The sequence below is a fragment of the Affinirhizobium capsici genome (genome assembly GCF_977018625.1).
In genome coordinates this window covers 264,317-287,270 of record NZ_CDRNXD010000002.1, presented here as the reverse complement: position 1 = coordinate 287,270, position 22,954 = coordinate 264,317, and the positions used below count along the sequence as shown (strand labels likewise).

Here is a 22,954-nt window from a genome sequence, read left to right as displayed (position 1 = left end):
GTATGTCTATTGCTGTTCCGTCAGTCGGCTCACGAAGAACCGACTGACGGCTGTGGCTCAGAGCTTCAGCGGTTCTTGAAGTCCGGCGTTCTGCGCTCCACAAAAGCGGCCATGCCTTCGCTGCGATCATCCAGGGCGAAGGTGGAGTGGAACAGGCGTCTCTCCGCGATCAGACCTTCCGTCAAAGTGGTCTCAAAGGCACGGTTAACGGCTTCCTTGGCCATCGCCGCAACGGGCTGAGACATAGAAGCAATGACCGCGGCAACCTTCACCGCCTCTTCCACCAGTTCCGCTGCCGGGATCACACGAGATACGAGGCCGCAGCGTTCTGCCTCGGCGGCATCCATCATGCGACCTGTCAAAACCATATCCATCGCTTTGGATTTGCCGACAAAGCGGGTCAAGCGCTGGGAGCCGCCCATGCCAGGGATGGTGCCGAGCTTGATTTCCGGTTGACCGAACTTGGCGCTATCAGCTGCCAGAATGAAATCGCACATCATGGCAAGCTCACAACCACCACCCAGCGCGTAGCCTGCAACCGCAGCGATGATTGGCTTGCGACGCCCTGTAAAGAGCGACCATTCGGCAAACTTGTCAGTCACCGCAACATCTTGAAACGTCAGTGGCTGCATTTCCTTGATATCAGCCCCTGCCGCAAACGCTTTCTCGCTGCCGGTCAACACGAGGCAGCCGATGCTCTCATCCGCATCGGCTTGCGCGCTCACGGCAATCAATTCCTGCGCCACGGTAGAATTGAGCGCATTCAGTGCTTCCGGGCGGTTCAGTCGAACCAATAGAACATTATCGCGCTTTTCGGTTAGAAGTGTCTGATAGCTCATAAAATTGGTCCTCCGTTGCGTGTGGCAATCTCAGGCTTCGGCTAAAACCGATCGAGCCACAATTAACCGCATGATCTCATTCGTGCCCTCTAGGATCTGGTGAACGCGCAGATCGCGCACGATCTTTTCCACCCCATAATCCGCAAGATAGCCGTAGCCACCGTGAAGTTGCAGCGCGCGATTGGCAACCTCAAAACCAGCGTCGGTCACATGCTTCTTGGCCATGGCGCAAAGCCGCGTTGCCTCGTTACTGCCAGCATCCAGCGCGTGCGCTGCCCGCCACAGGAAGGTGCGGGAGACTTCCAGATCAATGGCCATTTCCGCCAACGTAAATTGCAAGGCCTGAAATTCGCTGAGTTTTTGCCCAAAAGCCTTGCGCTCGTTCGTGTAGGCCAGCGCCTTATCAAAAGCAGATTGAGCACCGCCCAGCGAGCAGGCCGCGATTGACGTGCGCCCGCCATCCAACGCTTCCATGGCAAGCTTGAAGCCAGCACCTTCCGGTCCCAGCATGGCATCAGCGGATACCTTAACCCGGTCCAGCATGACGGTGCGGGTTGGCTGGGCGCTCCATCCCATTTTCTTCTCATTGGCGCCAAAAGACAGGCCTTCCGCATCTTTCTCGACTAAAAATGCTGAAATACCTTTGGCACCGGGACCACCAGTGCGAGCCATGACGACGTAAAGATCGGTCGAACCTGCGCCTGAGATAAACATCTTCTGCCCACTGAGGACGTAGGCTTCACCATCCCTCTCGGCACGGGTCGTCAGCGCCGCAGCGTCGGAACCGCAAGCTGGCTCCGTCAAGCAATAGGAGGCCAAGAGTTCCCCAGCGCAAAGACGCGGCAGGTAGCTTTGCTTCTGTGACGCGCTGCCATGCTTGTTGATCATGCTGGCAACCATGTTGTGGATGGAGAGATAGGCCGAAATGGCGGGGCAACCTTTCGCAAGCGCCTCATAAACCAGAACGGCCTCCACACGGCCGAGGCCGGAGCCGCCGAATTCTTCCGACACCATGATACCGCCGAGGCCGAGGCTCGCAGCTTGAACGATCACATCCACAGGAAAGTGCCGGTTCTGATCCCATTCTACAGCATTTGGCGCGATCTGCTCCGACGCGAAGCTCTCGGCCATTTCGCGAATGGCAATCTGTTCCTCAGACAACGAAAAATCCATGTCAATTCCTTATCATGTCAAGCGTGCAGGGCTTTTCCCAAACCCATCAGCGCTGCTTCCTGAACGGTCTCTCCCAGTGTCGGATGCGCGTGGACCGTAGCGGCTATGTCGGTCACCGTCGCGCACATTTCGATAGCGAGCGAAAACTCACCGGCCATTTCCGCAAATCCTGCACCGACTGCCTGAATACCAAGCACAAGGCCGGACTGGCGCTCATGCACAATGCGCACGAAACCATCCTGACGCTCCAGCGTCAGAGCCCGGCCATTGGCGCGAAGCGGATAGAGGGCGGATTGAACATCATGACCTGCTGCTTTCGCCTGATCCGGCAGAAGGCCGACCACAACTAGCTCCGGGTCTGTGAAGCAGACTGCGGGCATGGCACGCTTATCCCAAACTACATCATGCCCCGCCAGAACGTCCGCGACGATCTCGCCTTGCGCCATGGCACGATGCGCCAGCATAGGTTCACCTGTTACATCCCCAATGGCATAGACCCCACGCATGGAGGTGCGGCATTTTTGGTCGATGCGAAGGTAGCGGCCGTTCATATCGAGGCCCAACACATTGACGGCTGCCTCATCCAGGGCCGGCTTGCGGCCCACAGTCACAAGTATTTTTTCCGCCTCCGTTTGATGTTGTTGACCGTTCATTCGCGTCGTCAGCATCCGGGTCGTCGGGTCGTAGTTCTCGGCAACTGCACCCAGATGCACCATTATCCCAAGAGCCTTCAACCGCGCCAAAACTGGCTTTGAAAGCTCCTCATCATATTGCGGCAGAATATGTGACTGCGCTTCGAATACGGAGACCTTTACGCCTAGCTTGGCGTAAGCAGTGCCGATTTCCAGCCCGATATAGCCTCCACCTACCACGGCAAGGCTTTTCGGCATCTCCGTGAGGGAAAGCGCTTCTGTAGAAGATAGAATATTGTCACCAAAGGGTAGAGACGGCAGTTCGATTGCTCGAGACCCCGTAGCAACGATCAGGTTCTCGCAACCAATACGCACCAAGCCGTCCGCAGTTTCGACTTCTACGCTTTTACCGTCTAGAATTCTGGCCGTGCCCTCGACTTTGCGCACACCTGCCTTGCGCAGCAAACCGGACACGCCACCGGTGAGTTGCTTCACCACGCCATCCTTCCAGGCCACTGTCTTTGCAAGATCAATGGCAGGTTGATTGGTGGTAATTCCAAGTGCCGAATGGCCCTCCGCTGCGGCTTTCACCGAATGAAACTGCTCTGCCGCATGGATCAATGCCTTGGACGGGATGCAGCCCACATTCAGGCAGGTTCCACCGGGTGCAGCCTTCTCCACAATGATGGTATCAAGTCCCGACTGACCACAACGGATGGCGCAGACGTAGCCACCTGGACCGGCTCCAAGCACCAGAACTTTGCATGAAAGATCAGTCATTCCGTCAGTCCTTCATGAAGATCAGTGCTGGCGTTTCGAGAAGGGTCTTCATTCTCTGAACGAAGACCGCTGCGTCCCATCCGTCAATGATACGATGGTCGAAGCTGGCCGATATATTCATCATGGTGCGCGGTACGAAGGCGCTGCCGTTCCAGCTTGGTCGAACCGCCATGCGGTTGACGCCAAGGATGGCAACTTCCGGCTTATTGATAATCGGCGTCGTGGCAATCGCTCCTAGGGGCCCCAGAGAGGTGATGGTGATGGTTGAGCCGGAAAGCTCCTCCCGCTTGGCCTTGCCCGTGCGGCAGGCCTCTGAAAGGCGCGTCAATTCTGAAGCAATTTCAAAAAGTCCTGCCGATTGCGCATCCCGCAACACCGGTACCATCAGGCCAGCATCCGTCATGGTGGCGATGCCGATATGAACGGCGCTTGAGTAGTGAACCTCTTCCGCCTCGTCGTCATAGCGCGCAAAAATCTTGGGGCAGCTGTCCTTGGCCTTCACGAGCGCTGCAGCCATCAAGGGCAAAAGCGTGAGCTTCGGCTTGTCACCCCTCGTCTCGTTGAGTTTGGCGCGAAGCGCCTCGAGTTCGGTAACGTCAACTTCTTCCACAACGGTAATGTGCGGAATAGCGGCATTGGCCTCACTCATGCGCTTGGCGATCATCTTGCGCAGACCCGCCACCTTGACCGTTTCCACCACTTCCTTGTGCGTGACCTTCCCAGGGGCAGGCGCGGCAGAACCTGCCTGGTTGAACAAGCGGTCGAGATCGTCATGGGTGATGCGTCCGGCGGGTCCAGTCCCGGTAACAGCGCGAAGATCGATGCCCCCGCTCCTTGCTCTCGACCGCACCGCTGGCGACGCCAAAACTGACGCGCCTTCCGCCCGAACAGAAATGGCGGCTGCAGGAGGTGAGACTTTCGAAGCCGCTACTGCAGGTCGCGACGCCTCATCTTGAAGGGGGCAGACCTGTTTCGTTTCTACCTTCAACCCTTTAGGCTGTTCCACCAGTGGAGTTTCAGACAAGGATTCAAGGATTGGTGCTGATGAGTTTGCATCATCCTCGATCCGGACAAGGTCCGAACCAATAGCCATGCTTTTGCCGACCTCACCGCCGATCCATATCACCTTGCCGCTATAGGCAGAGGTAATTTCAATGGTTGCCTTGTCGGTCATCACGGCGGCGATTGGATCGTCTTCACGGACCACATCACCTTCCTTGATGAGAATTTCAGTCAGTTCGGCCTCAGTCACACCTTCGCCGACATCCGGCAGCCTGATTGTACGAATTGCCATCTCAAGCCTCCATCACTGCTTGCAAAGCGCGGGCCACGCGCTCTTGGCCCGGGAAATAATCCCATTCGAGTGCATGTGGATAAGGCGCATCCCAGCCTGTAACGCGCTGGATCGGTGCTTCGAGATGATAGAAGCAAGCTTCTTGGACACAGGCGATGATTTCCCCCGCCAGACCAGAGGTTTTGGTCGCCTCATGCAACACCACACAGCGACCGGTTTTGCGAACGGACGCTTCAATCGTTTCCAGATCGAGGGGCAGCAGGGAGCGCAGATCGATGATTTCCGCATCGATACCGAGCGTCTCAACAGCAGCTTCCGCTACGAAAACCATCGTGCCGTAGGTCAGAATTGTTACTGCATCGCCTTCCCGGTGAATGCGTGCCTTGCCAATGGGAACGGAATAGTGGCCTTCCGGCACCTCGCCCAACGCATGGCTTTTCCAGTTCTGCGCCGGGGCCTTGTGATCTCCGTTAAAGGGACCGTTATAAAGTCGCTTCGGCTCCAGAAAAATTACCGGGTCGTCGCCTTCCATGGCGGAGATCAAGAGGCCTTTCGCATCATACGGCGTACAAGGCTGCACCACCTTCAAACCCGCCACATGCGTGAACAGCGCTTCCGGGCTCTGGCTATGTGTCTGACCGCCATAAATGCCGCCACCGGTCGGCATACGGATCACGATAGGGCAGGTAAAATCCTCGTTGGAGCGATGGCGGATACGAGCCGCTTCCTGGGTGATCTGGTCATAGGCCGGGTAAACGTAATCCGCGAACTGGATTTCCACGCAAGGCTTCATCCCCTGCGCTGCCATGCCGATGCCAAGGCCGACGATCGCGCTCTCATTGATTGGCGTGTCGAACACGCGTTCTTCACCGTATTTCTTTTGAAGTCCGGATGTGCAGCGAAAAACACCGCCAAAATAGCCGACATCTTCCCCGAAAATTACGACCCTCGGATTGCGCGCGAGCATAACATCCATGGCATCGCGTAAGGCTTCGATCATTGTCATCTTGCCCATGTCAGACCCCTGATTCCTGCCGCTGACGACGAATATGCTCAGGCATATCCGAATAGACGCCTTTGAAGATGCTGGCGCCCGGAATGGGCTGCGGATCAATCATAGTTCCTGCCGCTTCCACCCGCTTCTGGATCTCCACCACCTCAGCCAATATCTGCGCCTCAGCCTGGACATGGCGCTCCTCGCTCCACTCCCCAACAGTGATTAGATGCTGCTTCAACCTCTCGATGGGGTCACCAAGCGGCCACTCTTTCGCTTCATCCTTGGCACGGTAAGCGCTTGGATCGTCGGAGGAGGAGTGCGCACCCACACGATAGGTATACCACTCGACGAGGACAGGGCCGTGACCGGCCCGGACGCGTTCAGTTGCCCATTTGGAGACTGCCAATACGGCAAGGTAATCGTTGCCATCCACACGGATCGCTGGGATGCCGTAGCCAAGCGCGCGGGCGGCATAAGTCCGGCCATGGCCCCGTGCTACTCCTGTATAGGTCGATATAGCCCACTGGTTGTTCACGACATTGAGGATGACCGGTGGCCAATAGGACGAGGCCGACAGCAGGGCTGTATGGAAATCGTTCGAGGCTGTCGAGCCATCACCGATCCAGCCGACTGTCACGTTATCCTTCGCCGTCAGCGCATTGGCCATAGCCCAGCCCACGGCATGAACATATTGCGTGCCTAGATTGCCAGACACGGTGAAATAGCCATAGTCGCGAGCGGAGTGCAGCGTTGGCAGTTGTCGTCCTTGCAGAGGGTCGAAGCTATTGGAATAAAATTGGCCCATCAGCTTTTCCAACGGGTAGCCGCCAGCGATTAGAAGCCCTTGCTGCCGATAGGTGGGAAAGTTCATATCCCCTGCTCGCAGATTGCGCTGGAAACCGCAGGCAATTGCCTCTTCCCCCACAGCCTGAATGTAGAAGGACATCTTCCCCTGTCTCTGCGCATTCAGCATACGCATATCCAGGGTTCGAGATGTCATCATATCCTTGAGGCCCGCTCTTAGCAGGTCGATGTCCGGCTCGCCCAAATAGTCTGCCCAGGGTCCAACCGCCTCACCCTGCTCGTTCATAACGCGGATCAGGGAATTGGCGTGGTCGATACAGTCCGAGGCCTGCACATCAAGCGGCAAAACCGGAAGCGTGCCTGCGTCAGGAATGTCATGAGAAGAAAAATCTGGCTTTTCACCTGGGCGTGCAGGCGGATGCGCAAAATTGAGCTTGCAATGCGAAGTCACGTTCTTCTCCTCCAAAGAAGTGCATTCGGGATGAAGCGGGGGCAGCTGGTGCGGCAAAGTCTCCTCCTCGACGCACTAGCTTTGCATGATCGTTTTTCCGCCCTCCTCGACGAAAAAACCTCCGCTTGTTGAAGAGAGTGTATGGCAGTCTGCCGCGAAATGTCCGCGCTTTGTTATGCGCGTTTGCGCCATAGTTCGAAACAATCCGAGGGCTGGCGTGAAATAAAACCAAAGCAATGTCTTTGGCGGCCCTTCCGAGAATCAAAAAATCCGGCCCATCAGGACCGGACTTCATAGAGAGGATATTGATGGAGTTTGCGTGCTCTATCAACTAGCCCGGCGAAACTGAGAAACCGGCAGCGTATGGCCAGAATGCTGTCCGATCTGGAAGCGCCCGACCAGGACAGCAAGGTTGGAGGCATCAGCAGCCACTGACTCGCTAACAGCGGATGTTTCTTCCACCATAACCGCATTCTGCTGAGTCATTTGATCAATCGAACTGACAGCGGAGCTGATCTCCCGCAAGCCGGTAGACTGCTCCTTGGATGCGTTGGTAATCGCATTCATTTTAAGATCGATCTCTGCAACGAAGTGGTTGATACGGCCTAGCGCTGAACCCGCTTGTCCCACAAGCGCCACGCCTGATGAAACTTCAGAGGCAGAATTGCGGATAAGCGCGGTAATCTCATGTGCCGCGGCAGCAGAACGTTGCGCTAGATCCCGTACCTCCTGTGCCACGACAGCAAATCCCTTACCCGCTTCCCCAGCACGCGCCGCTTCTACGCCAGCGTTCAGGGCCAGCAAGTTGGTTTGAAACGCGATCTGATCAATCAAATCGATGATCTGTCCAATTTGTCCTGAGGCACTCTCAATCCGCTTCATCGCACCAACGGCATCATGTACAATGGCGGTGGAGGCGCTAGCCGATTCCTTGGCCTCGCGAACAAGAAGTCGAGTCTCTTCAGCCCGTTCGGCTGACGAATGGACATTGGCCGTCACCTGCTCCAACGAGGCTGATGTCTGCTCCACTGCCGCTGCTTGCTGTTCGGTCCGCCGGGCAAGCTGCGCCGCAGCTTCCCGCATTGCGGATGCCCGCTCTTCCAAATGCGATGTGCGCGACAAAACCTGCTGCAAGGTCGCACGGAAGGTGGCGATGGTTTGGTTGAAGTCTTTGCGGAGAGATTCGAACCTTGGTTCAAACGGCGTGTCGATGTCGAAATTTATATCGCAATCTGCGAGCCGCTTCAGACCAGTCTCCAAAGCCTCGGTGACGATCTTCAACTGTGCCGCCTCTTCCGCCTGCAACCTTGCCTGTTCCGCCAGAACAAGCTCATTCTCCTGGCGTCGTGTGTCGATCTCAGCTTGCATACGCTCGCGCTCAATGCCTGATGCTCTAAAAACATCGACGGAAGCAGCGATGGTGCCAATCTCATCCTGGCGTGCCAGGAACGGCACCTTGATCGAAAGTTTGCCTCCCGAAAGCTGACGCATAGTTTCAGCCAGTACCAGAAGCGGTGTGATGGCGCGGCGGCGAACCAACCAGAGACCCGCGAGAAAAACGATGACGGAAAGTGCGCTGCCCGAAAGCGCCAGCGTTTTCAGCTGCTGTCCTGTTTCGGTAGCGGTGGCCTCAGAGCCTGCCAGCCACTTGTCCGAGGTCGTTGCAAGAGCGATCACAGCATCCCGATGAGCATTAAACGCATCGCGAAGTTTAGCGAGAGTTTGTTGTACCGCCTGCGGCTTTGCTTCGGTAGCTGCCTGGCGAAAATCACCATTCATGATTTGCCAGAACGCGTTGCCCTTTGTGAGCACATCATCAAGCCCGCTGCGGATTTCCGGCGGCAAAGCCTTTTTGGACCAGAATTCTTGGCGTTGGCGATAGGCCTCAGCAAGCTCTGCAATCCGTGTCATGTTGGGGGACATCAAAGAGGGCTCGATAGCACCTTCATTGGCAAGCATATAGGCTTCTACGATGAACAACGGCGGCGGAAGAATATCTGCAACAAGATCCTTGCCGTCGACAATCTGATCGTAAACAGGGCCCTTCACGCGTAATTTTTCAAAGGTGACTGTTTGCAATCCTATACCGAGAATAAGGCCAATTGTAACAATAACTGCAAATGATAGAATCAGGTTGTTTATGTTGAGGCGTGGCACGGCTTGCTCCGATAGCAGAACTGCAAGTATGAAACCTGCATTCGTACGCATTTAGCATTTGCCATTATTAAGAATGATATAATTTTTTTAACCGTTCAGTATTGAACAAGCTTAAAACATGCACGTGCATTGAAGATAACTAAGTTCGTATTTCCGAATACAACCAACACAAAGTGTGATTAGGTCGCGCAACCGAGAATTCGGTTGCCAGCGCAATAAAAAACCGCAGCCTCCAGGGAGACTGCGGTCATGCGTAATGTGTAGCTCAATTAGCGGCGCTGATTATAAACATCGACACACACAGCGCCGAGTAGAACCAAGCCCTTGATGACCTGCTGATAGTCAATACCGATACCGAGGATGGACATACCGTTGTTCATGACCCCCATCAGGAAGGCACCGATGACTGCACCGGTTACCTTTCCAACGCCGCCATAAGCAGATGCACCGCCAATGAAGCAGGCCGCGATGACGTCCAGCTCAAATCCTGCGCCAGCCTTTGGTGTAGCACTGTTCAGGCGCGCTGCGACCACAAGGCCGCCGAGAGCTGCCAACACACCCATATTGACGAAGGTCCAGAACACCAGGCGTACAGTCTTGATGCCGGAAAGCTCTGCAGCGCGAGCGTTGCCGCCAACGGCATAAATCTGGCGTCCAATAATCGTGCGATTGGTGAAGAAACCATAAGCCGCAACAAGGATAGCCATGATAATAAGAACATTCGGCATGCCGCGATGCGAAGCAATCAGATAGGCAACGTAGCCGATGGCCGCAAAGGTCAGGATGTTCTTGGCAACGAAGAAGCCAAAGGGCTCCGTCTCTACCTCATGCGCGATATGACGTGCGCGGCTGCGGAAGTTCTGCCAGACAAGCAAAAGGGCAAGAGCTACACCCAGGATCAGCGAGGTGATGTAGAGGCCACCTTCAGATGTGATGAATTCAGGAATAAAGCCTGAAGACAATTTCTGGAATGTTGGATCGAAAGGACCAATTGAGCGACCGCTCAGAACCGCAATCATGAAGCCGCGGAACACGAGCATACCTGCAAGCGTCACGATGAAGGACGGGATCTTGAAGTAGGCGACAAAATAGCCCTGGATCGCACCAATGACGCCGCCCAAGACAAGGCAGATGATGCTGGCTGTCACAAAATCAAAATTGTACTGCACCATCATCATGGCTGCGACAGCGCCGATGAAGCCCGCCACCGAGCCGACGGACAAGTCGATATGCCCAGTTACGATGATCATCAGCATACCCAGCGCCATGATGACGATATAGCTGTTCTGCATGATGATGTTTGTGAGGTTCAGCGGCTTCAACAGAATGCCGCCGGTTGCAACCTGGAAAAAGATCACGATGACGAGCAGCGATAGCAGCATCCCGTATTCGCGCAGATTGTCCTTCAGGAAGGCCGCCGCCGAGGGGCGCGCGGGCGCTGAGGTTTCGTTCGTGGTCATTCGTCTCTCCCCTTGCGGCGCATAATGGCGCGCATGATGTTCTCTTGCGTGGCACCTTCACCGGCAACTTCGCCGACGAATTCACCCTCATGCATGACCAGGATACGATCACAGATCCCGATCAGCTCCGGCATTTCGGAGGAGATCACCACGACTGCCTTTCCGGCATCCGCGAGTTCGTTGATAATGGAATAGATTTCGTATTTTGCGCCGACATCGATACCGCGTGTCGGCTCGTCGAGAATGAGCAGATCAGGGCCGGTGAAAAGCCACTTCGAGAGAACCACCTTCTGCTGGTTCCCGCCGGAAAGCTTGCCAGTTTCCTGATAGACATTGTGGCTGCGGATGCGCATCCGAGCACGGAACTCCTGCGCTACCTTCATCTCGGAAATATCGTCGATGACAGCACGGTTTGAGACACCCTGGAGGTTGGCAAGTGAGATGTTCTTGCGGATATCTTCCGCCAGGATCAGACCGAGATGCTTCCGGTCTTCCGTGACGTAAGCCAGGCCAGCATCGATTGCCTTGTTGACGTTCGACACATCGACTTCCTGTCCCTTCATACGGACAGAGCCTGTGATATGGCGCCCCCAGGAGCGGCCGAAGATGCTCATGGCAAATTCAGTACGACCAGCACCCATGAGACCGGAAATACCTACGACTTCGCCAGCGCGCACCTTCATGCTGACATTCTTGACCACCTGACGGTGCGAATGCTGCGGATGGTAGACGGACCAGTTATCGACCTCAAAGATGACTTCGCCGATCTTGGGCTCGCGCTTGGGGTAACGGCTCTCCATATCGCGATCGACCATGCGGCGGATGATCTCGTCTTCCGAAATCTCACCGGCATGACAATCCATCGTTCCAACGGAGCGGCCATCGCGCAGAACGGTGATTTGATCGGCAACCTCAGAAATCTCGTTCAGCTTGTGGCTGATCAGGATAGAGGTGATGCCCTGATTACGGAACTCTTTCAGGAGCTCCAAAAGCGCGGCACTGTCTTTTTCGTTGAGCGATGCAGTTGGTTCGTCCAGGATCAGCAGTCGCACATCTTTAGAAAGCGCCTTGGCGATTTCCACAAGCTGCTGCTTGCCGACGCCGAGATTGGTGATGAGAGTATCCGGCTGCTCGCTCAGGCCAACCTTGGCCAGCAGCGCCTTCGTACGCTCGTGAACCTCCGAACGGTCAATCACGCCGAAACGCGATGGAGCCTTGGCGAGAAAGATATTCTCGGCAATCGACATCAGCGGAATGAGAGCCAATTCCTGGTGAATGATAATGATGCCGAGTGCTTCGGAATCGTTGATGTTGCGGAACTGCCGCTCCTCGCCCGCAAACAGAATGGAGCCTTCATAGGACCCATGCGGATAGACGCCGGATAGAACTTTCATAAGGGTGGACTTGCCAGCGCCATTCTCACCGACGAGCGCGTGGATTTCTCCTTCGCGAACGGTGAAACTGACGTCGGTCAAGGCCTTGACCACGCCGAACGATTTGGAGATGCCGCGCATTTCCAGGATCGGTGGGCGCTCGGCCGTAGTGACAGGTGCGAGCATGCCATCATCTCCGATGGGAAACAAAGAATGCGGCGACGCGAACAAACGCGCCGCCGCACTGTGATGATAGAATTACTTCAGCTGGTCTTCCTTGTAGTAGCCGCTGCCAACCAGGATTTCTTTCCAGTTGGACTTGTCGACTGCTACTGGCTTCAGCAGGTAGGAAGGAACGACTTTCTTGCCGTTGTCGTAGGTCTTGGTGTCGTTGACAGTTGGTTCCTTGCCGTTCATCGCGGCATCAACCATGTCCACGGTAACCTTCGCCAGTTCGCGCGTGTCCTTGAAGATTGTGGAGTACTGTTCGCCAGCGATAATCGACTTGACGGACGGAACTTCAGCATCCTGACCGGATACGAACGGCATAGGCATGTCGCCAGAACCGTAACCTACGCCCTTGAGCGAGGAAATGATGCCGATGGAGATGCCGTCATAAGGAGACAGAACGGCGTTCAGCTTCTTGTCGGCATAGAATGCAGACAGGATAGCATCCATACGAGCCTGAGCGGTTGCACCGTCCCAACGCAGTGTGGAAACCTTGTCCATGCCAACCTGGCCAGAACCAACCTTCAGAACGCCCTTGTCGATCAGCGGCTGCAGAACGCTCATCGCGCCGTTGTAGAAGAAGAACGCATTGTTATCGTCCGGCGAGCCACCGAAGAGTTCGATGTAGAACGGACCCTTTTCAGTGTCAGCCTTCAGAGCCTTCACGAGCGTCGTTGCCTGCAGCACGCCAACCTGGAAGTTGTCGAAGGTCGCGTAGTAGCTCACATTCGGCGTGTCGCGGATCAGGCGGTCGTAAGCGATAACCTTGATCTTCTGGTCAGCAGCCTGCTGCAGAACGTCGGAAAGCGTTGTGCCGTCGATGGAAGCAACAACGAGAACCTTGGCACCCTTGGTGATCATGTTTTCGATCTGGGAGAGCTGGTTCGGAACGTCGTCTTCTGCGTACTGCAGGTCGACATCATAGCCGCGCTCTTTCAGAACCTTGACCATGTTATCGCCGTCAGCGATCCAGCGAGCCGAAGACTTCGTCGGCATTGCAACGCCAACCAGGCCCTTGTCGGCAGCGCCAGCAGGTGCTGCGAATGCCATGGCGGCAAACATTGCAGCAGTCGTCAGGTATTTCATCATATTCATTATTTGCTCTCCTCCTTGGTCGAGGCCCCCAACGAGCCCGCCAGTGTTCGCAAGCGATTCCTGCTCTCCGCAAGAATCGCCTGTTCTTTTCTATCAGTGATTGTCGCGCGGAATACCTTCCGTTTGCGCAATGCGCTGATATTTCACAGCCGGTTCCAAAACGGCCCCGGTCTCCATCTGCCCCACGATGCCGCGCTGGATTTCCTGCCACGGCGTCTGGTGCTTCGGATACTTGTAACCACCGTTCGCTTCAAATTCGCGACGGCGTTCCGCGAGTTCCTCGTCGGAAATAAGAATGTCAGCCTTGCCACGACCCACATCGATGCGAACGCGGTCACCCGTCTTCAGCAGAGCCAGACCACCGCCCGCTGCCGCTTCGGGCGAGGCGTTAAGAATGGATGGGCTACCGGAGGTTCCGGACTGACGGCCATCGCCAATGCACGGCAGGGATGTAACGCCTTCCTTCAGCAAATAGCTGGGGGCGCGCATATTCACGACTTCTGCCGCACCGGGATAGCCGATGGGGCCTGCACCACGCATGAAGAGAACCGTATTGGCATCAATGCCCAGTGCCGGGTCATCGATACGGTGGTGGTAATCTTCCGGACCGTCGAAAACGACCGCACGGCCTTCGAAGGCATCGGGATCATTGGGGTTCGAAAGATAACGATTGCGGAATTCCGGCGAAATGACGCTCGTCTTCATGATCGCAGACGAGAAGAGGTTGCCACGCAGAACGCGGAAGCCTGCACGCTCCTTCAAAGGCTGATCGAATGGACGGATAACCTTATCGTCTTCGATCACGGCCCCACGGCAGTTTTCACCAATGGTCTTTCCATTGACGGTGAGCGCATTCTCGTTAATGAGGCCCTGCTGCATCAGCTGGTTGACGACAGCCGGAACGCCACCGGCGTGATAATAGTCTTCGCCGAGATATTCGCCAGCAGGCTGTAGGTTGACGAGAAGTGGTACCTCCTCGCCATAGGTCTGCCAGTCATCAACGGTCAGTTCAATGCCCAGGTGACGAGCCAGACCGTTCAGGTGGATCGGTGCATTGGTGGAACCACCGATCGCGGAATTGACGCGGATCGCGTTGATGAAGGCTTCCTTGGTCATGATGTCGGAAGGCTTCAGGTCTTCCTTTACCATCTCAACGATGCGAAGGCCCGTGAGATAAGCCATTTCCTGTCGGTCGCGGTAAGGCGCTGGAATAGCGGCAGATCCTGGCAACTGCATCCCGAGAGCTTCAGCCAGCGAGTTCATCGTGGTGGCCGTACCCATCGTATTGCAATAGCCGGTGGATGGAGCGGACGATGCAACGAGCTTGACGAAGCCAGCGTAATCGATCTCGCCCTTTGCGAGAAGTTCACGCGCTTTCCAGACAATCGTGCCGGATCCTGTGCGTTCGCCACGGAACCAGCCGTTCAGCATGGGGCCAACGGAGAAGGCGATGGACGGAATGTTGACTGTAGCGGCTCCCATGAGACAGGCAGGCGTCGTCTTATCGCAACCGATGGTGAGAACCACACCATCGAGCGGGTAACCATAGAGAACTTCAACGAGACCGAGATAGGCGAGGTTGCGGTCCAGACCAGCCGTCGGGCGCTTGCCGGTTTCCTGGATCGGGTGAACCGGGAACTCAATCGCAATACCGCCTGCCTCACGGATACCTTCACGAAGACGATTGGCCAGTTCCAGATGATGGCGGTTGCACGGCGAAAGGTCAGAGCCAGTTTGTGCGATACCGATGATCGGGCGGTCGGACTGAAGTTCAGCCTGGCTCAGGCCAAAGTTCATGTAGCGCTCAAGATAAAGCGCAGTCATGTCCGCATTGGCAGGATTATCGAACCAGGCTCTCGAACGCAGCTTGCCATTCGGGCCGGTTGTGGAAGGAAGATTGTCTGAGTTGCTCATGATTGTCTTCTCAAGCAGGAATTGGGTTCAGCTAGCGCGATCAGTCTTCGAAGGACTCAACGATATTTCGTCGGCCCAACATAAATGCATCTGCAACATGCACCAGCGGTGAAAAATCCGTATCCGAGCGGCCAGCCGTGACCAACTCGACAAAGCGACCATAGAGATTGCGGTATTCGCGATCTTCTTCGACGATCTGTGCCTCGCCGTTGACAATCAGGCGGCTGCCGCCATGGGTCAGGACAACAGAACCTTCTTCCGTTTCAACACGAATATCCCAGGTCTGCGGCCCAGTCTGACGCCAGTCGAACGCCGCTGTTACCTTGATGCCGCTCTCGCTTTCAAAGTCGAGGTCCGCAGCGATTGGTGCAGCCCGATTGGCCGGGAAGGACAATTCGGAAGAAACGAGACGGAAGCTTTCCGGCATGATCCGCGTCACGATGGACAGCGCATTGATGCCGGGATCGAAAACACCAAGACCACCCGGCTCCCATATCCAGGCCTGGCCGGGATGCCAGTGGCGAACATCTTCTTTCCACTCGACTTCTACTGAACGAACCTTGCGCTCAGCCAGAAGACGACGCGCCGGTTCAACGGCCGCTGCTTCGCGGGAATGCCAGGTAGCAAACAGGGAAACGCCCTGTTTGCGGGCGAGCGCTTCCAGAGCAAACACTTCCGCAATGGTAGCACCCGGAGGCTTTTCCAGCATGACATGCTTGCCTGCCAGGAGAGCCGCCCGAGCCTGCTCAAAGCGGCCTTGCGGCGGCGTGCACAACGAAACGGCATCGATTTCAATGTCGGCGGCGAGCAGCGCATCAATATCCGCAAAGCAGGCAACGCCATCGAGAGCTGCATTGCGGCTGGCAACAGCGACGAGATCGACTCCCTCAGTCGCTTCGATAGCACCCAGATGCTGGTCTCGCGCAATCTTACCCAGGCCAACAATGGCAAGACGAATGGATGGCATATTCACCTCCAATCAAAGCTTGCGAATGGAAACTGGCGTTTCCTTCGCAGCAGCCAGAGGATTGGAAAGCGTCAGCTTGAACGGCGCTGCTGAGATTTCGAACACATCACCCACTTCAGTCTTCACACCCTCGGAGAAAGACAGGGTTGCCGTGCCGAAGAAGTGCACATGCAGATCGCCGGGGCGGCGGAAGAGATCATACTTGAAGTTATGATATTCCAGGTTAGCAATCGTGTGCGACATATTGGCTTCGCCGGACAGGAACGGCTTTTCAAAGATCACCTGATCGCCGCGACGAACGCGTGACGTGCCTTCAACGTGATCGGGCAGATCACCAATCAGCAACTCGGCTCCAAGCGCTGCCTGACGTAGCTTCGAATGCGCAAGCCAGAGATAGTTGCCCTTTTCAGTGACGTGATCCGAAAATTCGTTGGCAAGACAGAAGCCGAGGCGGAAGGGCGTGCCGTCCGGGCCAATCATGTAGATACCTGCAAGCTCCGGCTCTTCACCACCATCCAACGCAAATGATGGGGAAACAAGCTCTTCACCCGTGGCACGTAACTGGCTGCCATCGCCCTTGTAGAACCATTCAGGCTGAACACCGGTTTCGCCAGCTTTTGGTTTTCCGCCTTCGACACCCATGAGGAACATCCGCATGGAATCAGTAGGCTTTTCATCGGATTGAGCAGCCTTGTGCATCTTGTCGCGACCGTCGGCAGAACCGAGGTGCGTGAGGCCTGTACCGGCAACGATGAAATGGGCAGGATCGGGATGCGCGACGGGAATGAGCAAACGCTTTTCAGCCTGCGCCTTTTCCAGATCAACCACAGCACCTTTCGGCTGCGCATCAATCTGCTCTGCAAACGAACGCCCTGCCGAAATGGCTTTCGAAGCCAGATCATAGACAGAAGACACACCCTCAACGATGAGAGCGTCACCCTCACCATCCCAAGCAACCACGCGCGGCTGCCCATCGACCAGAACCTGCAGAAGTCTCAACATTTTAACCCGATGTCCGTCTTTTTGAAGCCACAGCGAACTGCGGCACCTCCCTGCGCGAAGCGCGATTTCAAAAATATGACTATTAGGTGCAGAGACCCCTTGTCAAGCACGTCACCTATGGCCCTGGCACCGCATGGAGCCCATACCAGTACAGGTCTTTAAGGCGTTGTGAGGGATTTATATCGATTTAAGTTCAGAGTCACACTATTTTTTTGAGGGATTCACAAATTAGCACTTCTCAAAAGTATTATTATATGATCTTTCTCTCGCCGTTCACTGCTGATCATCTCTGGGAGGATAAAGATGAAACGGGCATTCGCAACGATTGCGACAGCATTTTCCATTTCTTTGGCAGCTAGCGTTTCGGCGCACGCCATGACGGTTGGCTTCTCGCAGATCGGTTCGGAATCGGGGTGGAGAGCTGCTGAAACGACGGTTACCAAGCAGGAAGCCGAAAAGCGCGGCGTAACCTTGAAGTTCGCTGACGCGCAGCAAAAGCAGGAAAACCAGATCAAGGCGATTCGCGGCTTCATTGCGCAGAAGGTCGATGCGATCTTCGTTGCGCCAGTCGTGGCGACTGGTTGGGATGCTGTTTTGAAGGAAGCCAAGGAAGAGAAAATTCCTGTGATCCTTCTCGACCGCGAAGTTGAGGCTCCGAAAGACCTTTACCTAACGGCCGTAACATCTGACACGGTGCATGAAGGCAAGGTTGCCGGCGATTACTTGGTCAAGGATGTTGCAGGCAAGGACTGCAAGGTTGTTGAGCTTCAGGGCACAACGGGTTCTTCGCCTGCTATCAACCGCAAGAAGGGCTTTGAAGAAGCCATCAAGGGTCACGACAACATCAAGATCGTCCGTTCGCAGACCGGCGACTTCACCCGTACCAAGGGTAAGGAAGTCATGGAAAGCTTCATCAAGGCGGAAGGTGGCGGCAAGGGCATTTGCGCAGTCTATGCCCATAATGATGACATGGCCGTTGGTGCGATCCAAGCTATTAAGGAAGCTGGCTTGAAGCCGGGCACCGATATCAAGGTCGTTTCCATCGACGCGGTTCCAGATATCTTCAAGGCCATGGCTGCTGGCGAAGCCAATGCCACCGTGGAACTGACGCCAAACATGGCGGGTCCAGCATTCGATGCGCTGATGGCGTATTTGAAGGACAAGAAAGAGCCACCAAAGTGGATTCAGACTGAATCCAAGCTCTATACAGCCAAGGATGACCCGATGAAGGTCTACGAAGCCAAGAAGGGCCTCGGCTACTAAGATTGTTCACCCGGCTTGCGATGGTGAGAATTCGATATTCCCACTGCCGCATTCGCCTTTGCTGTGTGGTGAAGGCGCGCTGACCTGCGCCTTTTCCGTTACCAGTCTGGCTGGAGCGAACATGAAGCTGACCGGCATCCCCTAATAGCCGATCCGCCATGGCGCTCATAGAATGGGTCGAACACATGTCCGATCAGACACCTCTCCTGGAAGCCCGGGCCATCGGCAAAAGCTTCCTTGGCAATACCGCCCTCGATAATGTCGACTTTTCACTTTTGCGGGGCGAAGTGCACGCGCTGCTTGGCGAAAACGGTGCAGGTAAATCCACTCTCATTAAAATTTTGACCGGCGTTTATAAGCGCGATCAGGGCACCATTCGGCTCGACGGCCATGAGATTTCGCCCGTTGATGTTGCGCATGCGCAGTCCTTGGGCATCGGTACGGTGTATCAGGAGGTGAACCTCCTTGAGAACCTGTCTGTTGCAGAAAACCTCTTCCTTGGAAGGCAGCCTCGCCGCTTCGGCATGGTGGATCGCCGCGCCATGCGCGAACAGTCGCGGGCGTTGCTTGCTCGCTATGGCCTGAATATCGATGTTGATGCACTTCTTTCCAGCTATTCCGTTGCAGTGAAGCAGATCATCGCCATTGCACGCGCTGTCGATCTTTCAGGAAAAGTTCTGGTTTTGGATGAGCCGACCGCCAGCCTTGATGCGCAGGAAGTGGAGATGCTGTTTACCGTGCTTCGCCAGTTGCGCAGCGAAGGGCTTGGCATTGTTATCATCACGCACTTTCTCAACCAGGTCTATGCAATAGCTGACCGTGCAACGGTCCTTCGCAACGGAAAGCTAGTCGGCACGAGAAATCTTCGCGATCTTCCACGCCTGGAACTGATTTCCATGATGCTCGGGCGCGAATTCGAATTCCTCACACATGAGGCCGCTCCCGTTCAAGTGGAAGAACAGGACGCAGCACCGGCGGCTTTCCGTTTCGAGGGCTATGGAAAACGGGGGAGCGTTGCGCCTTTCGACCTCAAAGTCCGTCCTGGTGAAGTGGTCGGCATTGCTGGATTGTTGGGATCAGGGCGCACAGAAACGGCCTTCCTGCTGTTCGGCATCGATCAGCCGGATTCTGGACAAGCGCTGGTCGACGGACAAACCGTTTCTCTCACATCCCCTAAAGCGGCGATAGCGCAACGCTTCGGGTTTTGTCCGGAAGAACGAAAGACAGATGGCATTATCGGCGATTTCTCCATTGCTGAAAATATCGCTCTGGCTCTGCAGGGTAGACAGGGCTGGGCCAAGCCCATTTCCCATAAAGCACAGCTCGAATTGGCCCAGGACTATATCCGCTCACTGGATATTCGGCCGCCCGATCCCCACAGGCCAATCAAATTCCTGTCCGGCGGCAATCAGCAGAAGGCTATTCTTGCCCGCTGGCTTGCAACGGAACCTCGGCTTCTCATACTGGATGAGCCAACACGCGGCATCGATATCGGTGCACACACTGAGATCTTAAAAATGATCGAAAGGCTCTGCGAGCAAGGCATGTCTCTCGTGGTCATTTCTTCCGAACTTGAGGAACTCACGGCTGTGGCGCACCGGGTCATCGTTCTGGCGGACCGCCAGCACGTAGCCGAACTGTCAGGGTCGCAAATTACCGCAGACAATATCATGCAGGCCATTGCAAAGCCGCAGCAAATGGAGGCCGCAGAATGAGCAGTGCGCTCGCGCTTTTCCGGCGCATCACACCGCAACTGGTGGCTCTCGCCGTTATCCTGGGCTTGATCACGGCGATCTCACCCGGCTTCCTGTCCATTACAGTTCAAAACGGTCGTCTCTACGGCAGTTTGATTGATATCCTGGTACGTGCAGCACCCGTTGCGCTGCTCACGATTGGCATGACGCTGGTTATTGCCACGCGCGGCATAGATCTCTCCATCGGGGCCGTCATCGCAATTTGCGGCGCAGTCGCTGCCACACTGATCGCGGACGGCTACCCATTGACCGTGGTCATCACAGTTGCCCTTCTCGTCGGACTTGCTTGTGGTCTCTGGAATGCGGTTCTCGTTGCTCTTCTTGATATTCAGCCCATTATCGCAACTCTCATCCTGATGGTTGCTGGGCGCGGTATCGCGCAGTTGATTACCGAGGGTGTGATCCTCACCTTCAACAATGACAGCTTTTCCACTCTCGGCTCTGGATCATTTGCCGGTGTCCCCGTGCCTGTCATTCTTTGGTTACTGGCCGGAATTCTGGTTGGCCTTCTGGTGCGAAAAACGGCGCTTGGATACCTCATCGAAGCAATTGGCATCAACCGTCGCGCCGCCATGCTGGCTGGCATTCAGGCAAGAGCGCTTCTTTTCTTTGTCTACGCGGTATCTGGCGTCACGGCAGCCGTCGCAGGATTGATTGTCACTGCCGATATTCGCGGTGCTGACGCGAATAATGCTGGTCTATGGCTGGAACTGGACGCCATTCTGGCTGTGGTCGTCGGTGGAACCTCGTTGAACGGCGGGCGCTTCTCTCTCGTTGCCTCTCTCATCGGGGCCTTGATCATTCAGTCGATCAATACCGGCATTCTGGTTTCAGGCTTTCCGCCTGAATTTAACCTGATCATCAAAGCTGTCATCATCATCATCGTACTGACATTGCAATCGCCTGCGCTTGGCCTTCTCACGACATTTCTGAAGTCACCGAAAGCCAAGAATTCCACTGTGCAGTCGCATGCGAAGGAGACCACCTCGTGAGCAACTCCCGCAATCTGCCTTTTTACGCAACCCTGGTGGTCTTTCTTCTGGCTTATGCCGTCTGTGTCTCGCAATTTCCGGGCATGTTTTCGACCCGCGTCATCGCGAACCTACTGACGGACAATGCTTTCCTGGGCATTGCGGCGGTGGGAATGACATTCGTCATCCTCTCCGGCGGCATAGATCTCTCCGTCGGTTCGGTTATCGCCTTCACGAGCGTCTTCGTTGCCGTTACCGTAGGCTCCCTCGGTCTCCATCCCATGACCGCGTTCATTCTGGTACTCTGCATGTCCACCGCGTTCGGCGCTGGCATGGGCGCGATGATCCGGTTTCTGTCCATCCCACCCTTCGTTGTCACGCTCGCCGGCATGTTCCTTGCGCGCGGTGCTGCCTACCTGGTCTCCACCCAATCCGTGCCCATTTCGCATCCCTTTATCGATGCAATTCAGAACCTCTCCGTACGTCTTCCGGGCGGCGGTCGCTTAACTGCCATGGCAATGCTGATGCTCATCATCTTTGCGCTGGGCAGCCTCATCGCCAGCCGCACTCGGTTTGGCGCTAACGTTTATGCACTGGGGGGAAATCCACAGTCGGCTGAGTTGATGGGTGTTCCGGTCGGGCGTACATTGATCGGCATCTATGCGCTCAGCGGGTTTCTTTCCGGGCTCGCTGGCATTGCTTACACACTCTACACGTCATCCGGCTATTCGCTGGCGACTGTGGGGGTTGAATTGGATGCGATTGCTGCCGTGGTCATCGGTGGAACACTTCTTACAGGCGGTTCCGGGCTCGTTGCTGGAACATTGGTCGGCATCCTCATCCAAGGACTGATACAAACCTACATCGTGTTTGATGGCACCCTCTCGTCTTGGTGGACGAAAATCGTTATTGGCATCCTGCTTTTTGTATTTATTGCGCTGCAACGCAGCATCATCTGGTATTCCAGTTCTCGCGCCATGAAGAGCGCAGCCAAGGGGATTTGAGTGAGCCTTCTCGAAACGACGATAACGGGTAAGAAACGCGGCAGCAGCCACGCGCATGTCGTAACCGAACTCGGTAGCGCAATCGTTTCTGGTAAGCTTCCAGAGGGATCGATCCTTCCGGGAGATGCTGAATTATCTCAACGCTTCAACGTGTCTCGCACTGTGCTGCGCGAGGCGATGAAGACGCTGGCGGCCAAACGTTTGATTGAGCCGAAGGCGAAAGTTGGAACTCGCGTCTTACCCAGTGATAGATGGAATTTCTTCGACCCAGATGTATTGGGATGGCGTTGCGATGCAGGTGTAGACCTTGCCTTTATTGAATATATTGCGGAGATGCGTCTGGCCCTTGAGCCCGCAGCGGCGGCGGCAGCAGCCCTTCGCGCAACAAGTGACGACATCGTAGCGCTTTACGCCATCGCCGCACAATTTGATGACGTTTCCCACACTCCCGAAACAATTGCCAAAGTAGACTTGGAATTCCATCTCGCCATTGCGCGAATGTCGGGCAACCCATTCATGCGATCGGCCAGCGCTCTGATTGAAGCCGCCTTGGCCATCTCGTTCCGGCTCTCTTCTCCTGCATCCTCTCCCTCCACTATTGACGAGGTTGCCGACAACCACCTTAAAATTGTCCATGCCATTGCCTCGCGCGATCCCGACAGGGCCGTTAGCGCCATGCGCCATGTCATCGATGTCGGGCGAACCCGCATTGCGCGATGCCTTGCACCCAATGAAAAGCAGTTGGCGCGTCCCGCGATTTGATAAGCAGCCTGCTGATTAAACGGGAACCAATACC

Annotated in this window: 18 protein-coding genes; 5 read left to right on the top strand and 13 right to left on the bottom strand. The window is 55.6% G+C overall.

Going from position 1 to position 22,954, the window contains the following annotated elements; translation table 11 throughout:
• Nucleotides 1-65: 65 nt before the first annotated feature.
• The 13 genes from AC0JZ1_RS01340 to araD1 all read right to left on the bottom strand — a co-directional run bounded on the left by AC0JZ1_RS01340 (nucleotide 66) and on the right by araD1 (nucleotide 17,166).
• Nucleotides 66-839, bottom strand: a complete 774-nt coding sequence (locus AC0JZ1_RS01340; protein WP_471880644.1) for an enoyl-CoA hydratase — start codon at nucleotides 837-839, stop codon at nucleotides 66-68.
• 30 nt (nucleotides 840-869) lie between these two features.
• Nucleotides 870-2,012, bottom strand: a complete 1,143-nt coding sequence (locus tag AC0JZ1_RS01335) for an acyl-CoA dehydrogenase family protein (RefSeq protein WP_471880643.1) — start codon at nucleotides 2,010-2,012, stop codon at nucleotides 870-872.
• A gap of 17 nt (nucleotides 2,013-2,029) precedes the next feature.
• Entirely contained in the window at nucleotides 2,030-3,424 is a 1,395-nt protein-coding gene (lpdA, locus tag AC0JZ1_RS01330; RefSeq protein ID WP_471880642.1) for a dihydrolipoyl dehydrogenase, read from the bottom strand.
• Between the two features lie 4 nt (nucleotides 3,425-3,428).
• Nucleotides 3,429-4,718: a dihydrolipoamide acetyltransferase family protein gene (locus AC0JZ1_RS01325; RefSeq protein WP_471880641.1), complete on the bottom strand. Its 1,290-nt coding sequence runs from the start codon at nucleotides 4,716-4,718 to the stop codon at nucleotides 3,429-3,431.
• Nucleotide 4,719: 1 nt separating this feature from the next.
• Nucleotides 4,720-5,733, bottom strand: a complete 1,014-nt coding sequence (locus AC0JZ1_RS01320) for an alpha-ketoacid dehydrogenase subunit beta (protein ID WP_471880640.1) — start codon at nucleotides 5,731-5,733, stop codon at nucleotides 4,720-4,722.
• A gap of 1 nt (nucleotide 5,734) precedes the next feature.
• Nucleotides 5,735-6,970: a thiamine pyrophosphate-dependent enzyme gene (locus tag AC0JZ1_RS01315; protein ID WP_471880639.1), complete on the bottom strand. Its 1,236-nt coding sequence runs from the start codon at nucleotides 6,968-6,970 to the stop codon at nucleotides 5,735-5,737.
• Between the two features lie 327 nt (nucleotides 6,971-7,297).
• Nucleotides 7,298-9,178 carry a methyl-accepting chemotaxis protein gene (locus AC0JZ1_RS01310; protein WP_471880638.1) on the bottom strand — a complete coding sequence of 627 codons (1,881 nt, stop codon included), beginning with the start codon at nucleotides 9,176-9,178 and terminating at the stop codon, nucleotides 7,298-7,300.
• A 218-nt stretch (nucleotides 9,179-9,396) separates the two neighbouring features.
• Nucleotides 9,397-10,587, bottom strand: a complete 1,191-nt coding sequence (mmsB, locus tag AC0JZ1_RS01305; protein WP_471880637.1) for a multiple monosaccharide ABC transporter permease — start codon at nucleotides 10,585-10,587, stop codon at nucleotides 9,397-9,399.
• Nucleotides 10,584-12,146, bottom strand: coding sequence for a multiple monosaccharide ABC transporter ATP-binding protein (mmsA, locus tag AC0JZ1_RS01300; protein WP_471880636.1), 1,563 nt, complete (start codon nucleotides 12,144-12,146; stop codon nucleotides 10,584-10,586). Before mmsA ends, mmsB begins: the two co-directional genes overlap by 4 nt.
• Before the next feature lie 72 nt (nucleotides 12,147-12,218).
• Nucleotides 12,219-13,274: a multiple monosaccharide ABC transporter substrate-binding protein gene (gene chvE / locus AC0JZ1_RS01295; protein WP_471880897.1), complete on the bottom strand. Its 1,056-nt coding sequence runs from the start codon at nucleotides 13,272-13,274 to the stop codon at nucleotides 12,219-12,221.
• 102 nt (nucleotides 13,275-13,376) lie between these two features.
• On the bottom strand, nucleotides 13,377-15,197 hold the full coding sequence (locus AC0JZ1_RS01290) for an IlvD/Edd family dehydratase (RefSeq protein WP_471880635.1): 1,821 nt from the start codon (nucleotides 15,195-15,197) through the stop codon (nucleotides 13,377-13,379).
• Nucleotides 15,198-15,237: 40 nt separating this feature from the next.
• A complete protein-coding gene (locus AC0JZ1_RS01285) occupies nucleotides 15,238-16,164 on the bottom strand; it encodes a Gfo/Idh/MocA family protein (RefSeq protein WP_471880634.1) in 927 nt (308 codons plus the stop codon).
• Between the two features lie 12 nt (nucleotides 16,165-16,176).
• Nucleotides 16,177-17,166, bottom strand: a complete 990-nt coding sequence (araD1, locus tag AC0JZ1_RS01280; protein ID WP_471880633.1) for an AraD1 family protein — start codon at nucleotides 17,164-17,166, stop codon at nucleotides 16,177-16,179.
• A gap of 303 nt (nucleotides 17,167-17,469) precedes the next feature.
• Between araD1 and ytfQ the strand changes: the two genes are divergently transcribed.
• The 5 genes from ytfQ (at nucleotide 17,470) to AC0JZ1_RS01255 (ending at nucleotide 22,920) form a co-directional block, all read left to right on the top strand.
• Nucleotides 17,470-18,429 carry a galactofuranose ABC transporter, galactofuranose-binding protein YtfQ gene (gene ytfQ, locus AC0JZ1_RS01275; protein ID WP_471880632.1) on the top strand — a complete coding sequence of 320 codons (960 nt, stop codon included), beginning with the start codon at nucleotides 17,470-17,472 and terminating at the stop codon, nucleotides 18,427-18,429.
• A 185-nt stretch (nucleotides 18,430-18,614) separates the two neighbouring features.
• Entirely contained in the window at nucleotides 18,615-20,144 is a 1,530-nt protein-coding gene (locus AC0JZ1_RS01270) for a sugar ABC transporter ATP-binding protein (RefSeq protein ID WP_471880631.1), read from the top strand.
• On the top strand, nucleotides 20,141-21,175 hold the full coding sequence (locus tag AC0JZ1_RS01265) for an ABC transporter permease (RefSeq protein ID WP_471880630.1): 1,035 nt from the start codon (nucleotides 20,141-20,143) through the stop codon (nucleotides 21,173-21,175). The genes AC0JZ1_RS01270 and AC0JZ1_RS01265 overlap by 4 nt, the downstream gene beginning before the upstream one ends.
• Nucleotides 21,172-22,158, top strand: a complete 987-nt coding sequence (yjfF, locus tag AC0JZ1_RS01260; protein ID WP_471880629.1) for a galactofuranose ABC transporter, permease protein YjfF — start codon at nucleotides 21,172-21,174, stop codon at nucleotides 22,156-22,158. Before AC0JZ1_RS01265 ends, yjfF begins: the two co-directional genes overlap by 4 nt.
• A complete protein-coding gene (locus AC0JZ1_RS01255; protein ID WP_471880628.1) occupies nucleotides 22,159-22,920 on the top strand; it encodes a FadR/GntR family transcriptional regulator in 762 nt (253 codons plus the stop codon).
• Nucleotides 22,921-22,954: the final 34 nt, after the last annotated feature.

Bases quoted from the DNA above. Each gene is read 5' to 3' on its own strand.
- ytfQ (WP_471880632.1), top strand. From the start codon at position 17,470: ATGAAACGGGCATTCGCAACGATTGCGACAGCATTTTCCATTTCTTTG.
- AC0JZ1_RS01290 (WP_471880635.1), bottom strand. From the start codon at position 15,197: ATGAGCAACTCAGACAATCTTCCTTCCACAACCGGCCCGAATGGCAAG.
- AC0JZ1_RS01310 (WP_471880638.1), bottom strand. From the start codon at position 9,178: ATGCGTACGAATGCAGGTTTCATACTTGCAGTTCTGCTATCGGAGCAA.
- AC0JZ1_RS01265 (WP_471880630.1), top strand. From the start codon at position 20,141: ATGAGCAGTGCGCTCGCGCTTTTCCGGCGCATCACACCGCAACTGGTG.
- AC0JZ1_RS01335 (WP_471880643.1), bottom strand. From the start codon at position 2,012: ATGGATTTTTCGTTGTCTGAGGAACAGATTGCCATTCGCGAAATGGCC.
- AC0JZ1_RS01285 (WP_471880634.1), bottom strand. From the start codon at position 16,164: ATGCCATCCATTCGTCTTGCCATTGTTGGCCTGGGTAAGATTGCGCGA.
- AC0JZ1_RS01270 (WP_471880631.1), top strand. From the start codon at position 18,615: ATGTCCGATCAGACACCTCTCCTGGAAGCCCGGGCCATCGGCAAAAGC.
- AC0JZ1_RS01340 (WP_471880644.1), bottom strand. From the start codon at position 839: ATGAGCTATCAGACACTTCTAACCGAAAAGCGCGATAATGTTCTATTG.
- AC0JZ1_RS01325 (WP_471880641.1), bottom strand. From the start codon at position 4,718: ATGGCAATTCGTACAATCAGGCTGCCGGATGTCGGCGAAGGTGTGACT.
- mmsA (WP_471880636.1), bottom strand. From the start codon at position 12,146: ATGCTCGCACCTGTCACTACGGCCGAGCGCCCACCGATCCTGGAAATG.
- araD1 (WP_471880633.1), bottom strand. From the start codon at position 17,166: ATGTTGAGACTTCTGCAGGTTCTGGTCGATGGGCAGCCGCGCGTGGTT.
- AC0JZ1_RS01320 (WP_471880640.1), bottom strand. From the start codon at position 5,733: ATGGGCAAGATGACAATGATCGAAGCCTTACGCGATGCCATGGATGTT.
- lpdA (WP_471880642.1), bottom strand. From the start codon at position 3,424: ATGACTGATCTTTCATGCAAAGTTCTGGTGCTTGGAGCCGGTCCAGGT.
- mmsB (WP_471880637.1), bottom strand. From the start codon at position 10,587: ATGACCACGAACGAAACCTCAGCGCCCGCGCGCCCCTCGGCGGCGGCC.
- chvE (WP_471880897.1), bottom strand. From the start codon at position 13,274: ATGAAATACCTGACGACTGCTGCAATGTTTGCCGCCATGGCATTCGCA.